Here is a 17,736-nt window from a genome sequence, read left to right on the forward strand (position 1 = left end):
ATTGATATAAATTCGATCAACCCACTTTGCTGGACAAGTCGTTTAAATTTTGACTTCCGGTACAAAACATAGCCACTTTTAATTCGTATTCAATTGATTGCATGCACAGACTGACGTGTTCGGTGGATTCCAATGCGGCTTCCAATAGGGGCCTTGCATAACCAACAGTGGTGGCACCAAGTGCAAACAACTTGGCGGCATTTAAGCCGTTCATTACGCCGCCTGATCCCCAAATTTCGAACGAAGGTTTCAATGCTGCAGCGTGTTTAATCGAGGTTACGGTATCAATCCCCCAATTACGAAACGTAATTGCTGCCTGTTGGCGAATGGGGTCATGGATTGCTCTATGTCCTTCAATTCGTCCCCAGTGAGTCCCTCCCAAACCTCCCACATCAATTGCGGCAATTCCAATATCGTTTAAACGAGTCATAGTGGCCTTAGAAAATCCACAACCTGTTTCTTTCACGATAACGGGTAAAGGAAGTTTTTTAACTAAATCAGCTAAAGCCTGCCAACCTCCTTTATAGGTTGTTGTCCCTTCAGGTTGCATGCACTCTTGTAAGGGGTTGCAATGAATAATTAATCCATTTGCTTGTAAAGCATCTGTTAAACGTTGAATATCACTGAGGGGGGTGGTGATTAATTGAGCGATCCCTAGATTGCTGTACAAGTGGACTTCAGGAAAATCACGGCGTAAATCGTGCCATTCAAAAGCTGCTTTGGGATCCGTGAGCTCTCGTCTTTGTGAGCCTACTCCCATAGCCCAGCCATTCAACGAACAGGCTTCAACAAGGTTATGATTTATGTGCTTTGCGTGGCGATGCCCTGCAGTCATGGAGCTAATGAGAAAGGGTTTTTCTACTACTTGGCCAAATCGAAAACTTTTAATACTGATTTCATCGAAATTTAGGTCAGGAAGAGCATCATGGATTAGATTAATGCTTTCAAAAGTACTGAGTTCCGCGGTTTGATTTTCAGGCATTAAGGCTAATTTGATGTGATCTTGTTTACGTTGCTCAAACTCTTCATAATTATTCGTCATGGATTTATGCCTGTTTTGTTATCTGTAGTAAATACACCAAAAAAATGGGAGTCTCCGCAATGTACCTCTTTATGCCTGTCTTTTCCACTTATTTACTTTGTGAAGATTCTATTATGTGAAATAATTATACTATTTTTATGTCTGAGAACCTAATGGGATTCAATTACGAGGAACTATTTATGAGCACACCGCGAATAATCATTGGAATTACTGGTGCCTCAGGCATGATTTATGGAATACGTCTTTTAGAACTACTACGTTCTACGGACATTGAAACTCATTTGATAGTTAGTAAATCAGCCCAACTGACCCGTAAATATGAAACCAACTTATCACTTACCGACTTAAAAGCATTGGCCGATGTTTATCATTCCTGGAATGATATTGGTGCAAGTATTGCAAGTGGTTCTTTTCAGACCATGGGGATGATCATTGCTCCTTGTTCGATGAAAACTTTGGCAGAAATTGCGCATGGAACGGCTAATAACCTTATTGGTCGTGCAGCGGATGTGACTTTAAAGGAACGTAGGAGATTAGTCCTCATGCCTCGTGAATCCCCATTGCATTTGGGGCATTTACAAAATATGGTTTCGCTGACCCAACAGGGGGCGATTATGTGTCCTGCAACGCCTGCGTTTTATACCAAACCAGAGACTATAGATGACATCATTAATTACAGCGTAGGTCGAATACTAGATTTGTTTCATATTGATGTGGGAATAGTAACCCGTTGGCAGGGATAGCTCTCTGCCAACAATTTCGTTGTTTATCGGGTTTGTAATGTATTAATCTTGCGTATTTAATTCAACCCAATTGGCATAAGCTTCCATAAATTTGTGTAAGAATTTTTGGGTGTCTTCTTTGGTAATATTTCCTTGCGCATCAAACAAATCTCCCGCCATGCCAATATAGGTTTCTGGTTGTTGAAGAGTTGGAATATCTAAAAAGACAAATGATTGTCTTAAATGATTGTTGGCGCCAAATCCTCCAATCGCCCCTGGAGAAACACTGATCACTGCGCCAGGAAGTTTACTCCAAATACTTTTACCATAAGGTCGAGAACCCACATCTACTGCATTTTTAAGCACCCCAGGAACAGAGCGGTTGTATTCTGGTGTAACAAACAACACTCCCTGATAGGTTTTCATTTGCTCTCGGAATTTGACCCAAGCAGCGGGCGGTCTATTTTCGTCATCCAGATCCTGGTTGTATAGGGGCAAATCACCAATTTCCACAATTTGCAGGGTTAGAGATTTAGGTGCTAGAGCAATAAGTACTTTTGCCATTTTTTTATTGTAGGATTCTTTGCGCAAGCTTCCTACAATAACTGCGATTTTTTTACTCATATTTACGACTCCTTGTATTTTTTCGGCCTCTACATGATAGGCTATACCTGATTAAATATCTAAAACAATACCTACTTACTTTTACACGAAAAATTCTTTGGTCTTCTCAAGGAACTTAATCCTGCATAACTGGAGCGGGTGGGGCGAATGGGATAAAGAGGGCTGAATCGATAAATTCACAAAGTATAACTTGATTACCACGCTGAAGTGCAAATGCCAAGGCATTGGTGGATAGTAATGATTGATTATTTGGGTAGGGTTGTTTTAAGAAATGTTAATTTTTAAACAAAAAAACTCCCCATCCTCTAAAATACTCTCATATTAAAGTGAATAGGAAGTTTCAGGAAATGAATTAGACTACTTCAACTTCTTCAGCTTGAGGACCTTTTTGTCCGTTGCTTGGCTTGAACATTACTGTTGCACCTTCAGCAAGAGTTTTAAACCCGGTGCCTAGAATTGCACTGAAATGCACAAAATAATCTTTACCGCCACTTTCTAAAAAACCGAAACCTTTGGACTCATTAAACCACTTTACTGTACCACGAATTTTATCTGACATGTTAATTTCCTAAATTGTTACCAGGACATTGTAGCATTATTTTATTAATTGTGCTGTTTTTTTATTAAATATTTTTAATTTTTTTTACATTTAATGCAAAAACAGCAAATAATGCCACCGCATCATAGAGCATTTTGACTAAAAATTCTAATACTTTGCAATCTTTTAGCCTTGTGTTGTGAGCCAGTGGATTTACAGAATATGTAATAAATTAGTGTTCAGGGATTTCAATGAGCTCGAGTCCATCTTCCTTTTTTAGAAAAGTAAAAATAATTCCTGAGCAAAAAGTAAGAGCTCCTAGCATTAGGAACGTATCATGAAATATCTCGACCGAAAGGACACGTTCTCCAGAATACTTCGCAGTAAATATGCTAAGTAAGATTGCGGACACGGCAACCCCAAAGCTTTGAGCTAATTGTTGTATAGTACTCATAATACTGGTTGCGGCACTCATATCCTTTTCAGTAATGTTGGCATAAGCCAAAGAATTCATGCCTGTATACTGTAATGCAATAAAAAATCCATACATAAAAGTTAAAAAAGCAATGCCGTATATGGAAGTATGTTGGTTGATGGAAAAAAAGGACCAAAGAGAAATACTCACGAGGATAGTATTTAAAATTAATAAATTTTTATAACCAAACCACCGCAATATAGCGAAGGATAAAGGTTTTACTAAAAAAACGCCAACCGCTATTGGAGCGAGCAACAGACCTGATAAACGAGATGAATACCCAAGTCCAATTTGTAACAGTAAAGGCAATAAAAAAGGGATGCCCCCAAAACCTAAACGCGCCAATATGTTGCCTACGACTGAAATACAAAATGTACGAGTGCGTAAAAGTTCCACTTTAACGATAGGATGCTTTCTTTTATATGAATGCTTGGTATATCCACCCAATAAGAGCAATGCGATTATGAGGGCAGACAGAGGTTCTGTGACTGATGCATTAGACTCACTTATCATGGATAACCCAAAGGTTAAGGCCGCTAATCCACTGCCGAAAAGAATAAAGCCCAATTTATCCAGCGGAGGAACTGAACGAGGAGGCATAGCCGGTAATAATTTGCTTGATAAAATTACAGCAAGTACTCCGAATGGGATATTAACCCAAAAAATCCAGCGCCAAGAGAAGCGATAAGTAATAATGCCACCGAGTAAGGGACCAAGCATCATGCCTAAAGATGCAACCATCACTACGATACTCATTTTGGCAATTAATTCATGCCGCTCGCAAGTCCGTAAAATAATAAGCCGGCCGATTGGTATGGTCAGCGAACCGCCCAAGCCTTGAAGGATACGTGCACAGATCAATTGTCCTAAGTTATTAGTAAACCCGCACCAAATTGAACTTAAAGTGAAAACAACAATGGCTGCGATAAAAACAGTTTTCATCCCAAATTTATCGGCAATCCAACCACTGATAGGGATAAAGATTGCTAGACTCAAAAGGTAACTAATGAGCGCAAATTTCAAATCAATTGGATTAACATTTAAACTTTGTGCCATGACTGGGATTGCGGTATTAATAATGGTGGTATCTACCGCTTCCATAAACATAGCAAATGAAATAATAAACAAAATGATATTTTTTTTCATGAATTCAGTATAGCAATAGGGATGAGTCAATGGTAGCCAAGTGTTAACGAAAGTGAAACTTTATGGGCCTTTTGTCTGGATCCCGCGGACAATCCGCGGGGGCGGAACAGAGCTTGCGGGTTTTAAGTGATGTGTACGAGATTCAGAGAAAAAAAACCCAGACTCCATTTGTTCAAATTAGACCTGACCCAACAAATTTTTTAACCCAGCTAAATGAGATTTTGCCAAGTTTTTTGATTGTTCCTCCGAACGCTCCACATTTTTACCAAACCATTCCAAATGTTCTGCAGGCAATTCATCCAGGAATCGACTGGGCAAACAATCTTGTAATTCGCCCCCACGGCGTCTTTGCTTGGCTAAGGTAAAGCATAGCCCTTTTTGGGCCCGGGTAATGCCAACGTAAGCTAAGCGTCTTTCTTCCTCTATTTGGTCTTCATCAATACTCACCCGATGGGGCAATAATTCTTCTTCCATGCCGACCAGATAAACATAAGGAAACTCCAAACCCTTGGATGCGTGTAAGGTCATCAGTTGCAAGGAGTCGTTATCTTGCTCATCTGCTTGCTCAAGAATATCGATCAAAATTAATTTATTAATTACTTCTGCTAAGGTTTGTTCCGGATTTTTTGCTAATAAGCGCCCGACCCATTCTAATAATTCCCAAACATTGTCCATCTTCTTTTGTGCTTTTGCAGGAGTATCACATTGTTCATAGATATGGGCTTCATAACCGCTGTCTTCTACCATCTGTTTTAAATGCTCTATAATCGAACCCATGGTTAATCGTTTTTTTGTTTCTTCTATCCATGATTTAAAAGCCTGTAAGGCGGCCCGAGGTTTTTCGGCAATATGTTCGCTCAATGCAAGATGATCTGCGGAGGCATAAAGACTCATTCCCCGGCTTTGTGCATAATGCCCTAATGAATCAAGACTGGTTTCGCCAATGCCCCTTTTTGGGGTGTTAATTACTCTTAAAAAAGCCGCATCGTCCGCTTCGTTACACAGTAGCTTTAGGTAGGCAAACACGTCTTTAACTTCTGCTTTGGCAAACCAGGACTGCCCGCCACTAATCGTATAAGGAATACTATAATGGCGGAGTACTTTTTCAAATACCCGTGACTGATGATTGCCCCGATATAAAATTGCATAATCGCCATATTCTGTTCTGGAGCGTAGTTTGTGGCTGATTAAATCAGCAACTACTTGTTCTGCTTCATCATTTTCATCTTTGCAACGAATTACTCGCAAAAGTTCTCCGTGACCTAATTCACTCCATAATTTTTTTTCAAATAGATGCTGATTGTTCGCGATAAGGTGGTTGGCTGTGTTTAAAATAATATTAGTTGAGCGGTAATTTTGTTCTAACTTTATGATTTTTAATTGTGGATAATCATGCTGCAGTTGCTTCAAATTTTCAGGTTTAGCACCTCGCCATGCATAAATTGATTGGTCATCATCACCTACGACCGTAAAACGGGCTTGAATTCCAGTTAATTTTTTTACCAGGAGGTATTGACTCGTATTGGAGTCTTGGTATTCATCTACCAGCAAATGGCGGATTTTGTTTTGCCAATAATCTAATACAGAAGAATGTTCATTTAAAAGACTAACTGGAAGACGAATTAAGTCATCAAAATCAACGGCATTGTATGCCTTAAGCGCTTGCTGATAACGAGGGTACAGGAGCGCAGCTTCTTCGTAGAAAGGTGTATCCGGACTATGTTTTATAACTTGCTCTGGCGTGAGAAGGTCATTTTTCCAGCGAGAAATTTGTTGTTGGATTTGAAAAATAAATTCTCGTTCGGTTGCTTTATTGGCGGGTAAAAAACTGCGTAAGATCTGCAAACAATCTTCGCTGTCAAAAATAGAAAATCCCTTTTTCAGATCGCATAAAGCGTAATCACGCTTAAGAATGCTCAACCCTAGAGTATGGAAGGTAGCTATTTTTAAACCGCGACGATTCGCTGCAGGGAGAACGGCGGCCACGCGAGCACGCATTTCATTGGCTGTTTTGTTTGTAAAGGTTACGGCACAAACTGTATTGGCGGCATAACCGCATGTGTTAATTAAATAGCCTATTTTTTGCGTGATTACTCGTGTTTTACCGCTTCCAGCTCCAGCAAGAACTAATAAAGGTCCGTCTATATAACGTACCGCTGCCATTTGTTGGCTATTCAACATCTTAAAGGGACTCGCTCAAAAAGGAGCGATTATTGCCCGCTTAGGCATTGTGAATCAACTATTAATTGATAGATCGTTCGACGTCAAATTCTTCTTCAGTATCAATTTCAATGAATTCAGGTTTAGGTTCTGGTTCATTTGCTTCTTCGATACCAAAAACGACTTTGTCAATGGTTTTAAATAAGGGGGCAAGAATATTTTTATCTCTCATTATTAATCCTTTAATTTTTCAGAGGAGGTTTTAAAAGCATAGTTCAAAATCATTTTTTCTCCAGGAAAAATTACAAAAAAATTATGATATACTTTGCACCGTCACGAGATTTTATTTAGGGTCAATTGCACTCTCTATTTTGGCGTAGACCTCTATTTTTTTGTGCTCTCACACTCTCATTCGTGGATGTTTGCTATGCTTCGATGTTTAAAATAAAGAGGATGATTCAATCTAGAACATTGTATGCTGGACCTAGTTTTCCGTAATTTTATTTGAGTTTATTATGAAAGAATCCGACACGCTTCAACGCTTTATTTTTGAACATGCCAATATTCGTGGTGAAATTGTTCATATTGAAAATACGTATCAAAATATTATGGGCCAGCGGGATTATCCGCCCATGGTTAAAAATTTGTTAGGAGAGGCGATTGTCTCTTGTCTTCTTTTAGCCTCCAGTATTAAATTTCAGGGTAGCTTAAATCTACAATTCCAAGGAGATAAGCGTCTCCCTTTACTACTAGTTCAGTGTGACCATGAGTTCAATGTGAGAGCTTTTGCTCAATTTATGGAACATTTGGAAACCAAAGAATATGCCTCAGCTTTTCTAGAAGGGCAGATGGTAATTACGATTAATCAATACAATAAAACAAGTTCCTATCAAAGTATGGTTCCCATTCAATCAACTTCTATGAGTGAGAATTTAATGAATTATTTTGCTCAGTCCGAGCAAGTATCCACGCGGGTTTGGTTGGCCGTGAATGAGAATGCTGCAGCTGGAATGTTGCTGCAACTAATGCCAGGCCAAGATACCGTACAAAGAGAGCAATTCTGGGAATATGCGGTGCAATTAGGCCAAACGGTGAGTGAACATGAATTACTTACATTAGATAATGAAACATTACTTTATCGTCTTTATCATGAAACAGAGCTGAGAATATTTGATAGCCGTAAAACTCAATTTAAGTGTCGCTGCAGCCTGGAGAAAATGAAGCAGGTATTGGCTGTTTTAGGTGAAGACGATGCAAAAGCATTATTACAAGAAGAGGGTGAAGTAGCGATTCGCTGTGATTTTTGCAATAAAAAATATACATTTGATCCAATTGATGTTGCAATGTTATTCCACAAGGGATAATGATTGCTGTCTTGGATTAAAACAAGTCAGTACCCAGTGGCGTTTTGCTGCCCCAGGCTATGAATTGGGTTTTATTGTAGAGTAAATTTTATTGAAGATAACATTCCTTGATCTGATTGAATGAGCTCTACACACTCCCCACGCATGGCTTGCAGTACATGTTGCAATCTAAGAAATTGTTCGCTGAGTTGTATGTATAGATCGGTTGAGTGTTTTCCTTCTAACTCACCAATAGTCAAATAGGCCGCTTGTCCCATTTCAGAAAAATACTCGAGACTGACATGTCGTCTTTTTGCAATTCCAGGAAATAGACCGCAACAGAGTAAACTTTTATCCCCCACATCGCGAAGTAATTCCATTTGCATGGTTTTCGGTCTGTTTATGGACTCAAGAAAATCGAGTGCAACCACCGATTCGATGAGTTTAGGTCCTTGAGAAAAACGCATTAATAAAAATACCAAATAACTTTCGGTATTTTCAGTGAGCATAAGCTGGGTTGCAGCTTGCGCCTCATTAACCAGAGCATACCATTGGCTAATGTCAGTGGGATGTAAAATTAATTGTTTCATAATTACTCCCTATTTTTTACCCCTCTCTTTTATTTTAGCAGTTAAAAAAAAATTGGTAGGTTTTAAAGCAACTTATTGAGCTGCAAGAAGGATTCTTGATTTAAGCCATGCGGTCTCAGGCTACAAATTAATAGAGAGGAACTTTGAGTTTGCTATACTAAAATAACAAGAAGCTGATAGGTTTTAGCTGCTTATTGATGTATAATGTCAAAACTATGAACAAATATTCTGCTTTTTCCTTCAAAGGTTATTTATGATTGATCAGATTCGCAACATCGCCATTATCGCCCACGTTGACCATGGTAAAACTACGTTAGTAGATAAATTACTCCAACAAACCGGTACATTAAATGAGAGAGCTCCTAAAGTTGAGCGCGTTATGGACTCCAATGCTTTAGAAAAAGAACGCGGCATTACCATTCTTGCCAAAAATACTTGTGTGTATTGGAAAGATCATCAAATTAATATTGTTGATACCCCAGGACATGCTGATTTTGGTGGAGAAGTCGAGCGTATTTTATCGATGGTTGATAGTGTGTTGTTGCTGGTAGATGCAGTGGACGGCCCTATGCCACAAACACGTTTTGTGACTCAAAAAGCTTTTGCCCGCGGATTAAATCCTATTGTAGTGATTAATAAAATTGACCGTCCGGGAGCTAGGCCGCATTGGGTTATGGATCAAGTATTTGATCTTTTTGATAATTTGGGTGCGACCGATGCGCAATTGGATTTTCCGGTAGTTTATACTTCTGCCTTAAATGGTTACGCTAAGTTGAATTTGGAAGATGAAGCCACAGACATGAGTGCTTTATTACAAACGATTATCAATGAAGTTGAAGCACCTAAAGTGGATGCGAATGGTCCTTTCCAAATGCAAATTAGCTCTCTCGATTATTCATCTTATGTGGGTACTATTGGCATAGGTCGTATTACTCGAGGCCAAATTAAAGCTAAATCCCCAGTTAAAATTATTGATAAAGATGGCAATATTCGTGCGGGTCGATTGTTGCAACTACTCGGTTTTAAAGGCCTTGAGCGCATCGAAGTTGAAGAAGCGGGGGCGGGCAATATTATTGCCATTACTGGTATCGAAGGCATTAAGATTTCTGATACGATTTGTGATCCCAATCTGGTTGAGGCATTACCGGTACTTTCGGTGGACGAGCCAACAATTAGTATGACCTTCCAAGTTAACGATTCGCCGTTCGCAGGTCAGGAAGGAAAGTTTGTGACCTCGCGAAAAATTCGGGAACGCCTAGAAACAGAATTATTACACAACGTTGCTTTACGCGTTGAGGATTGTGACGACCCTGATAAATTCCGGGTTTCTGGTCGCGGTGAACTACATTTGTCCATTCTGATCGAGACAATGCGTCGTGAAGGCTATGAATTAGCGATTAGCAAACCAGAAGTCATTATTCGCGAAGTAGATGGCGAGCAACAAGAGCCTTATGAGCATTTAACTGTCGATGTAGAAGAAAATCACCAGGGTTCTATCATGGAAAAGTTAGGTGAGCGTCGTGGTGAACTGCAAAATATGGTTCCAGATGGTAAAGGCAGAGTACGTCTTGACTATATGATTCCTACCCGAGGCCTGATTGGTTTTCATAATGAGTTCTTGTCTTCCACCTCAGGTACAGGTTTAATGTATCATGTGTATGATCATTATGGTCCGGCAATTAAAGGACGAATAGGGAAGCGCGCAAATGGTGTACTGATTGCCAATTGTCAAGGAATGGCGCGAGCTTTTGCTTTGTTCAACTTGCAAGATCGTGGTAGGTTATTTGTTGAGCCACAAACAGTTTGTTACGAAGGAATGATTGTTGGAATCCATGCCCGTGATAATGATTTAGTGGTGAATGTGACTAAAGAAAAACAATTAACTAACATTCGTGCTTCAGGTTCTGACGAAAATATTATATTAACTCCTGCAGTCAAATTAACTTTGGAGCAGGCATTGGAATTTATTGATGATGATGAATTAGTGGAAGTAACTCCTGATTCCATCCGTATAAGAAAAAAATCATTGAAAGAACATGAACGAAAAAAAGCATCAAGAACAGCAAATATTGAAGAATAAAATTAAATTTGAACGGATCGTTTTGTATGCACGTCAGCACCGAGCCAATCAAGGGGTAAACGAAAGTTTAGGCCGTCTGATCGAGTTCCTGGAAAACCAAGACGTGCAAATTTACCAAGACATTGATACCGCTTCTAGCTTTGATGCGAAAATTCCCATATTGGCCAGGGAAGATATGGGTAAAAAAAATGATTTGATCATTGTTGTTGGCGGTGATGGGAGTTTGCTTTCAGCAGCCCGCATGGCGATTAAAGTGGATACCCCGGTCATCGGTATTAACCGCGGCCGCCTGGGGTTTCTTACCGATATTTTGCCCCATGAACTGGAAAAACAGATGGGTGCAGTTCTTAGAGGCGATTATGAAGAAGAAAAGCGTTTTCTTTTACATACTCGAATTTATGATGAACATCATACTTATTTTGAGGGTGATGCACTCAATGATGTCGTATTAGGCCGGGGTCAGGAAACGCATCTCATTGAATTCTCAGTACATGTAAATCAACAATTGGTGAGCCATTATCGATCTGACGGTATGATTCTCTCCACACCCACCGGTTCTACTGCCTACGCTTTATCTGCGGGCGGTCCAATTATGCATCCACAATTAAATGCCATCGTTCTTGTGCCTATGTTTTCTCATAGTTTGAGCTCACGTCCATTGGTTATCGATGGCGAGTCTAAAATTGAACTGCATATCAGCCAATTCAATGAAGCTGATTTGCGAGTGAGTTGTGATGGTCACGAATCAAGAATGGTCAAACCCGGACAAAAAGTGGCTATTCAAAAAAATAGCCATCAATTACGTCTACTGCACCCTCTTGATTATCATTATTATGATACATTACGATCAAAACTGGGTTGGGAATCTAAACATCAGGGATAGGATTGAACATGCTCACCACTTTGTGCATTGAACAGTTTGCGATTGTACAACACTTGGAGTTGGATTTTACTCAAGGAATGACTGCCTTCACTGGTGAAACAGGAGCCGGTAAGTCCATTATGATCGATGCTCTGATGCTGGCTTTAGGTGATAGAGCTGATGCTTCGGTTATTAGACCAGGCCAAGAAAAATGTGACATCACCGCTGGATTTTTTGTGGGCCAGGGCTCGGAACCTGCCCTATGGCTTGCAGAACACGATATTCCTTGTGATGATGGTGAACTCTATTTGCGACGGGTAATTTATGCCGAGGGTCGCTCCAAATCCTATATCAATGGCCAACCATTCCCATTACAAAAGGTAAAAGAACTCAGTGAAAAGCTGGTACATATTCACGGACAACATCAACATCAAACCTTGATGCATCATGCAACGCACCGCCAGCAGTTGGATCAATATGGCAAAAATCAGGTATTACTTGAGGAAGTTGCCCAACTTTACAAACAATGTCATAAAGTCAATCAAGAAATAGAAGCGTTGGAAGTCCAGCAACAACAAGCAGATAAAATTGCATTATTACAATTTCAAATTAATGAGTTATCTGCATTGAATTTGCACGAAAACGAAATTGAAACCTTATATCAAGAACACCAAATGTTGCATCATGCAAAAGATTATTTGCAAAAAAGTCAGCAAATTAATGGATTATTAAATTCTGAGGACGAACCCAACATTTGTACCAGTTTAAATCAGATTTTGCACTCCTTGAGTCAATTGCCACAAGAACAAGCTCAAATCAAAAATACTGTGGAGTTGATTAACGGCGCACTGATTCAGTGCGAGGAAGCGATAGATGAGATGCAACAATTCGCGGAGCGTGTCCACCTGGATCCAGAACGATTACATGAAATCGAAACCCGCATGAGTGCCATACATCAGCTTGCGCGTAAATATCATATTGATAGCAGCCAACTCCATGAACATGCTCAAAACTTACAAAAGGAATTAGATCTTTTGCAAGACAGCGAAAGCAGATTAGCAAAATTAAAAATACACCATTGCCAGTTAATAGCCAACTATGAAAAAGCTGCCTTTAAATTAAGAGAGATACGGAAAACACAGGCAAAAAAACTGGCGCAAGAAATCACAGCCAGCATCCAACAGCTTGGTATGCCTAAGGGATGGGTGGAAATTGAACTATCTCCTTTGGAAAAAATGCATCCGCATGGCATGGATAAAGTGGAATATAAAGTATGTACCAATCCGGGTATGGAGCTTGATTCATTAAGTAAAGTAGCATCTGGTGGTGAGCTTTCCCGAATTAGTTTATCCATCCAAATGATTACCGCCCAACAAGGTACAACCCCAACCTTATTGTTCGATGAGGTGGATGTCGGTATTGGGGGGGCTACTGCTGCTTTAGTGGGACAAATGCTTCGTAAATTAGGTGAGCGTTTGCAAGTATTTTGTGTGACACATCAACCTCAGGTGGCTGCTGCAGCCCATAACCATTTTATGGTTGAAAAGTTAAGCGATAATAAAGAGACGTTCACCCAAATTTCCTTACTGCAGTCAACTGAAAAAATTGATGAAATTGCCCGCATGTTGGGAGGGTTGAAAATAACAGAACAAACTCGCTCCCATGCCAAAGAATTATTGCTACAAAGCAACTAGGGGCTGTTGATTTTTCTAACTAGGGTTCTCACTTCCTAAGATATCGGCACTTTCGTAGCGTTATACCTCTCATTACGATTTTAATGCTTCACTAAGTGAAATAAAATGGTAGCCATGTTCTTCAAACATGCGCAGTAAATCATCTAAGAAGTAACCATTTAGCAAATTAGCATGGATGAGTAGGACTTGCTTTCCAGGGGTATTTTGTTCCGCAGTCAATGTACGTTGCCAAACGTATTCTAGATACCGTTTTTTCAAATCAGTTAAGGATGCCTGTGGATTTTGTTTCATTAGTTTTATTAATTGAGAATTAAATTCGAAATCCTTACTGTCAATGGTGACGGGAGCAATAATGTAATTATTTTTACTTAAGTAGTGGCGGACAATACTTTTTTTCCAAAATTTCCCTTCTGAGAGATAGGGGTAACGAAAATATTTTGGCTGGGACATAAAGGGTGCCAGCACTTTATCTGCTTGAATAAGATCGTCGATGTATTCTTCATAAGAAACCCGTTTTAATTTTAAATGAGAATAACTATGGTTTCCTAATTCCCAACCATTCTGTTTAAATACCTCAAATTGCTTTATCGTTTCGTTGTTCACTCTACTCCCAATCATAAAACCAATTGCCGGAACTTGATGACTCACAAGGCTGTTGACCATTTTTTCAAAAGCTTCATAAGGCGTTTTAATAAGAGGTAAATCGTCAATGGTAATTGCAACACTCCGTTGTTCTGCAAAGCAGATACCAGTTAATAGGAAAAATAAAGCAATAGCATGGTACAGAATTTTTTTCAAAATAGCACTCCAAACATGGTATTGGTAAATTAAATTGAACTAATTCGATATAGGCGACTATGTTTGCATAGAAATGTGATAGTTCCAATAGTTAAATATTAAGGGGGATGATCACCCCGTCTTAAGAGGATGGGGTGAAAAATGGATGGTGTTTATGACTAGACTACTTATTAGATTGCATTAACACGTTCTGGTAGTGCTTCAATGAATTCTTGAGTCGTAGTTTTTTCATCTTTTCGCAGAGCAAATAGCCGAGGTTGATTATAAATAGAATTATTTCTTGCTTCCTTAAGAACATCCTTTATTGAAGAATGACCAGAAAGAGTTTCACGAACTTTGCTTTTTAATTGTTTTAGTTGTTCTTTTTTATCTTCTGCCAGCGACGCATTAACCAATACAGTGTCCAAGTGTTTTCGCTCATATTTTTCAATGAGAGATAGCGTATGCTCAATGTTCCATTCCTTCGACGGATATTTCGCATCCTTCGCCAATGAAACATTAATTTCATCTGGAATTCCTAGTTGCTTATTCCATGCTTTAGAAAAACTGAGTGGTTTCGGTTGAGATTTTTGGACTGTATCACTTGAAATGGGATTCAATTGGCTAGCTAAGTAATCCCAACTGGCAGCAAGAAAATATAAGGGGGAGGCAATAAATTTAAGAACCTGTGTGGGGATGTCGGTACCATGTTCATTATCCGCTTCAGAACCCAGGCGTTCTTCCAGTAAAGTTTTGTGTTTGTGATTACCCGATCCCAAGAAATAGTGAGCATCTTCAAAACCCTCACTAATAATTGCTACGAGTGCAGAAACTATTTGAGGTACTCCAGGCATGCGATCTGAAGTGAGCGCCACGCTTACTAAATGACCAAAAAAAAGAAGAATACGTAATGGGGTAATCGTTAATTTTAATAAAATACGAAATGGGTTGAGCATTTGCAGCCAATTTTCTGTATCCCAAACATGGGTAAATCCAGCAGAAATTGCCTTGTAAGTGCGTTGAAATATATTCTCAGAGTTTTCCTCATCAGAGTTTTCCTCCGTCGCCTCATACACTATTTCCAGAGATTCGGCAGAATTTTGTATGTTAAAGAATATTGCGGATAAGCCAGTGATAATGGGATTAATAACCCCCATAACAAAACTGGGAATGTTTTTCATCCATTCAAATAAAGGGCGAGCACTGGTTGCTACAGTCCACCAAGTACCCGCGGTACAAACCGTAAGTGCAATGGCTAAGCTAACTAAAAAAATAGCTATGGCAGCCATAAACAAGTTACGAGGATTTAAGCTTTTGTTTAAATCGTTGCTTAGTTTGGTGTACCATTTTTTTATGGTGTCATTGTTGATAAGATCAGTAATCGTGTTATACGTCAACATACCATAAGCAGCCCCAGCGATTAGTGCCATAGGGACAACTAAGATTGGCCACAAAGCAAAAGGAATCGCAGCCATCAAAGGGATCACGCTGAAGGCTTCAACAATGAGGTAGGTGCTACCAAGCCCCATAAACGTAGCGGCAAGAAGGCTAAACCCTTTAACAAAATTAAAAGTGGACTGACGTTTATCTAAACGGTCTTGCCATTCACTTTGTCCATTTTTTTCAAGCCAGTCTCTTAGTTGTGCTGTATAAAATGATAAGTTCTGCGTTTTCTTTTTCTTCACTGAAAATAATTGCAAAGCGAACCATTTTTCCATGTCGGACAAAGTTTTTTCGATTTGCTTTTTGCGTTTTCTACTCTCTTTATCGAGTGGTTTATGGTTAAACTCACTAAGCAATTTGAGTTGGGCCTCATAATCTTTAAAAAACTGAGGACACTCTTTAGACGTTGTATCGGGAAAATGTTCTAGCAAATATTCTTTAGCTAAATGATTCTCAAGATAATCCTTTTTAAATAACTTTTTGAACGATCCTTTTAGGTTTTGTAGATAGACTTCACCTTCATAGGCCACTGAAAGACCAAAAGCAGCAAAGGCTAGAGATAAAGCGGGGTATAAAGCATACATCCCTCCAAAACTTAAAAAACCAAGAATTAAACTAGCACCTACAGTAAGGGATGCCAGAGCAAGGTAACGAGGAATTTTTTTGAATCTTTTTTTTGTTACTGCCATTTATTTGCTCAATTAATGGATTAGGGCTGAAACTGTATCCCAAATGAAAATGATTATCAATAGCGATAAGTTTAAAAAAAAGACATGTGGTTATTTTTTTATTGAAGAAAACTTAAATTAAACAGTGGATTCAACTGCCGAATTTAGGTAAAGTGAGTTTTCGCAGTGTAAACACATTTAAAATTTTAATTTTAACTTAGGAGTAGAAATGCGTTTGAATCAATGGATGACCTATATCGCAGTGGGCTCGGTGCTTGCGAGTACTAACGTTTTGGCCAATGCCCCTGTTCATGAACAGTTGCAAGTCCCTCAATGTCTTGCAGCCAAAATCACTGCTCCTTATGAGGTTTTGGCAGAAAATAAAGAATTTAAGATTATTGATCTCGCTGCGGCTGATGTAGATACCCTGACTCATTTAGCAGATGAAGCAAATTGTGGTCGTTTTGTGAATGTAAGCCATCATATAATTGGTTCCTTACTGCCCGCAAAAAAACAATCTGCGCAACGAGTTCTGCAGAAAAAAAACATTAAAACAGTACAACCACAAAATACAGTTTATGAGATTAAACATCAGAATGAAGTCAATGCAGCATTACATGAGGTAATTCCAGCAAATATTTGGAATACTTTGACAAAACTTACCTCCTTTCATAACCGTTCCGCTACCAAAGATACCGGCGTAGATGCAGCACGTTGGCTAAAAAAGACTTTTGAAGACATGGCTCAAGCAAATGGCCGCACTGATACTGCAACTTTTTTCGTGAAAACAGGAAGTTACTATAAGCAACCTTCATTAGTAACGGTTATAGGTAAAGATATTAATGAACCAGGTGTGGTAATTGGCGCCCATATGGATACACTGGATGGTCGTATGCCAGGGGCTGGAGATGATGGTAGTGGTTCTTCATCGATTATGGAAATGGCTCGGGTTTTGCTATCTTCTAAAACAGTTTTTAAGCGCCCAATCTATATTATTTGGTATGCAGCTGAGGAACGAGGTTTAGTCGGTTCTCAATATGTAGTTGAACATTTCATGGATCATTCGATTCCTGTAAAAGCAGCAATCCAGTTCGATATGACTGGATATCGAGTGGATTCCAAAGATCCAACTATGTGGGTATTTACTGATTATACCAATAGAAGTTTAAGTAATTTCGTAGCAGAATTAATCAACAATTATGTTCAAGTTCCAGTTGCTTATTCAGAGTGTGGCTATGGTTGCAGCGACCATGCTTCATGGGATGAAGTAGGTATTCCAGCCGCATTCCCATGTGAGTCTAATTTTGAAGATCACAATCCGTACATTCATAGTTCTGAAGACACTATGAATAGATTAAGTCTTGAGCATATGACTAATTTCTCTAAATTAGCATTGGCTTTCGCTATTGAAATGGCATCAGAATAATCCTACATGCCTTCACCTCTGCCTGTGTCCACGCGCACAATCCCACGAGCAAGTCGTGGGGTGCAGGGGTAATTGGGAGCTAAGCAGGTCTGTGCAAGAGATGTGTATAAGTTAAGTTGAATTCATAGAGGTGATTGTTGTTCTTT

The 17,736-nt window shown here is 39.3% G+C and carries 15 protein-coding genes; 6 read left to right on the forward strand and 9 right to left on the reverse strand.

Annotated elements, in window-relative coordinates:
- Positions 1–16: 16 nt before the first annotated feature.
- Complete coding sequence (gene fni / locus ACWTE2_RS25625) at positions 17–1,042, reverse strand: type 2 isopentenyl-diphosphate Delta-isomerase (protein ID WP_182392300.1); 1,026 nt, start codon at positions 1,040–1,042, stop codon at positions 17–19.
- Positions 1,043–1,221: 179 nt separating this feature from the next.
- Between fni and ACWTE2_RS25630 the strand changes: the two genes are divergently transcribed.
- Positions 1,222–1,785, forward strand: a complete 564-nt coding sequence (locus ACWTE2_RS25630; protein ID WP_454784973.1) for a UbiX family flavin prenyltransferase — start codon at positions 1,222–1,224, stop codon at positions 1,783–1,785.
- A gap of 42 nt (positions 1,786–1,827) precedes the next feature.
- On the opposite strand, the gene ACWTE2_RS25635 is transcribed toward ACWTE2_RS25630, so the two are convergent.
- The 5 genes from ACWTE2_RS25635 to ACWTE2_RS25655 all read right to left on the reverse strand — a co-directional run bounded on the left by ACWTE2_RS25635 (position 1,828) and on the right by ACWTE2_RS25655 (position 6,939).
- Positions 1,828–2,388, reverse strand: coding sequence for an NADPH-dependent FMN reductase (locus ACWTE2_RS25635; protein ID WP_182392302.1), 561 nt, complete (start codon positions 2,386–2,388; stop codon positions 1,828–1,830).
- Between the two features lie 352 nt (positions 2,389–2,740).
- Positions 2,741–2,947 carry a cold-shock protein gene (locus tag ACWTE2_RS25640; RefSeq protein ID WP_010652353.1) on the reverse strand — a complete coding sequence of 69 codons (207 nt, stop codon included), beginning with the start codon at positions 2,945–2,947 and terminating at the stop codon, positions 2,741–2,743.
- Positions 2,948–3,158: 211 nt separating this feature from the next.
- Complete coding sequence (locus ACWTE2_RS25645) at positions 3,159–4,547, reverse strand: DHA2 family efflux MFS transporter permease subunit (protein ID WP_454784974.1); 1,389 nt, start codon at positions 4,545–4,547, stop codon at positions 3,159–3,161.
- A gap of 177 nt (positions 4,548–4,724) precedes the next feature.
- Entirely contained in the window at positions 4,725–6,728 is a 2,004-nt protein-coding gene (locus ACWTE2_RS25650; protein ID WP_454784975.1) for a UvrD-helicase domain-containing protein, read from the reverse strand.
- A gap of 61 nt (positions 6,729–6,789) precedes the next feature.
- A complete protein-coding gene (locus ACWTE2_RS25655; protein ID WP_182392305.1) occupies positions 6,790–6,939 on the reverse strand; it encodes a hypothetical protein in 150 nt (49 codons plus the stop codon).
- Between the two features lie 283 nt (positions 6,940–7,222).
- Between ACWTE2_RS25655 and hslO the strand changes: the two genes are divergently transcribed.
- Complete coding sequence (hslO, locus tag ACWTE2_RS25660) at positions 7,223–8,071, forward strand: Hsp33 family molecular chaperone HslO (protein WP_454784976.1); 849 nt, start codon at positions 7,223–7,225, stop codon at positions 8,069–8,071.
- Positions 8,072–8,142: 71 nt separating this feature from the next.
- Here the strand turns inward: hslO and ACWTE2_RS25665 are convergent, their stop codons facing one another.
- On the reverse strand, positions 8,143–8,640 hold the full coding sequence (locus ACWTE2_RS25665; RefSeq protein ID WP_454784977.1) for a hypothetical protein: 498 nt from the start codon (positions 8,638–8,640) through the stop codon (positions 8,143–8,145).
- A 253-nt stretch (positions 8,641–8,893) separates the two neighbouring features.
- Here ACWTE2_RS25665 and typA point away from each other — a divergent pair, with 253 nt between their 5' ends.
- The 3 genes from typA to recN are packed head-to-tail and all read left to right on the forward strand — an operon-like array spanning position 8,894 to position 13,276.
- On the forward strand, positions 8,894–10,720 hold the full coding sequence (gene typA / locus ACWTE2_RS25670; RefSeq protein ID WP_454784978.1) for a translational GTPase TypA: 1,827 nt from the start codon (positions 8,894–8,896) through the stop codon (positions 10,718–10,720).
- Entirely contained in the window at positions 10,677–11,603 is a 927-nt protein-coding gene (locus ACWTE2_RS25675) for an NAD(+) kinase (protein ID WP_454784979.1), read from the forward strand. Before typA ends, ACWTE2_RS25675 begins: the two co-directional genes overlap by 44 nt.
- An 8-nt stretch (positions 11,604–11,611) precedes the next feature.
- On the forward strand, positions 11,612–13,276 hold the full coding sequence (recN, locus tag ACWTE2_RS25680; RefSeq protein ID WP_454784980.1) for a DNA repair protein RecN: 1,665 nt from the start codon (positions 11,612–11,614) through the stop codon (positions 13,274–13,276).
- 72 nt (positions 13,277–13,348) lie between these two features.
- On the opposite strand, the gene ACWTE2_RS25685 is transcribed toward recN, so the two are convergent.
- A complete protein-coding gene (locus ACWTE2_RS25685) occupies positions 13,349–14,074 on the reverse strand; it encodes a polysaccharide deacetylase family protein (RefSeq protein ID WP_182392311.1) in 726 nt (241 codons plus the stop codon).
- 170 nt (positions 14,075–14,244) lie between these two features.
- Entirely contained in the window at positions 14,245–16,185 is a 1,941-nt protein-coding gene (locus tag ACWTE2_RS25690) for a hypothetical protein (protein WP_454784981.1), read from the reverse strand.
- Between the two features lie 208 nt (positions 16,186–16,393).
- On the opposite strand from ACWTE2_RS25690, the gene lapA reads away from it, so the two are divergent.
- The gene (gene lapA / locus ACWTE2_RS25695) at positions 16,394–17,590 is read left to right on the forward strand and encodes an aminopeptidase LapA (RefSeq protein ID WP_454784982.1); all 1,197 of its coding nucleotides are present in this window, start codon (positions 16,394–16,396) and stop codon (positions 17,588–17,590) included.
- Positions 17,591–17,736: the final 146 nt, after the last annotated feature.

The organism is Legionella nigrisilvae (genome assembly GCF_977063395.2).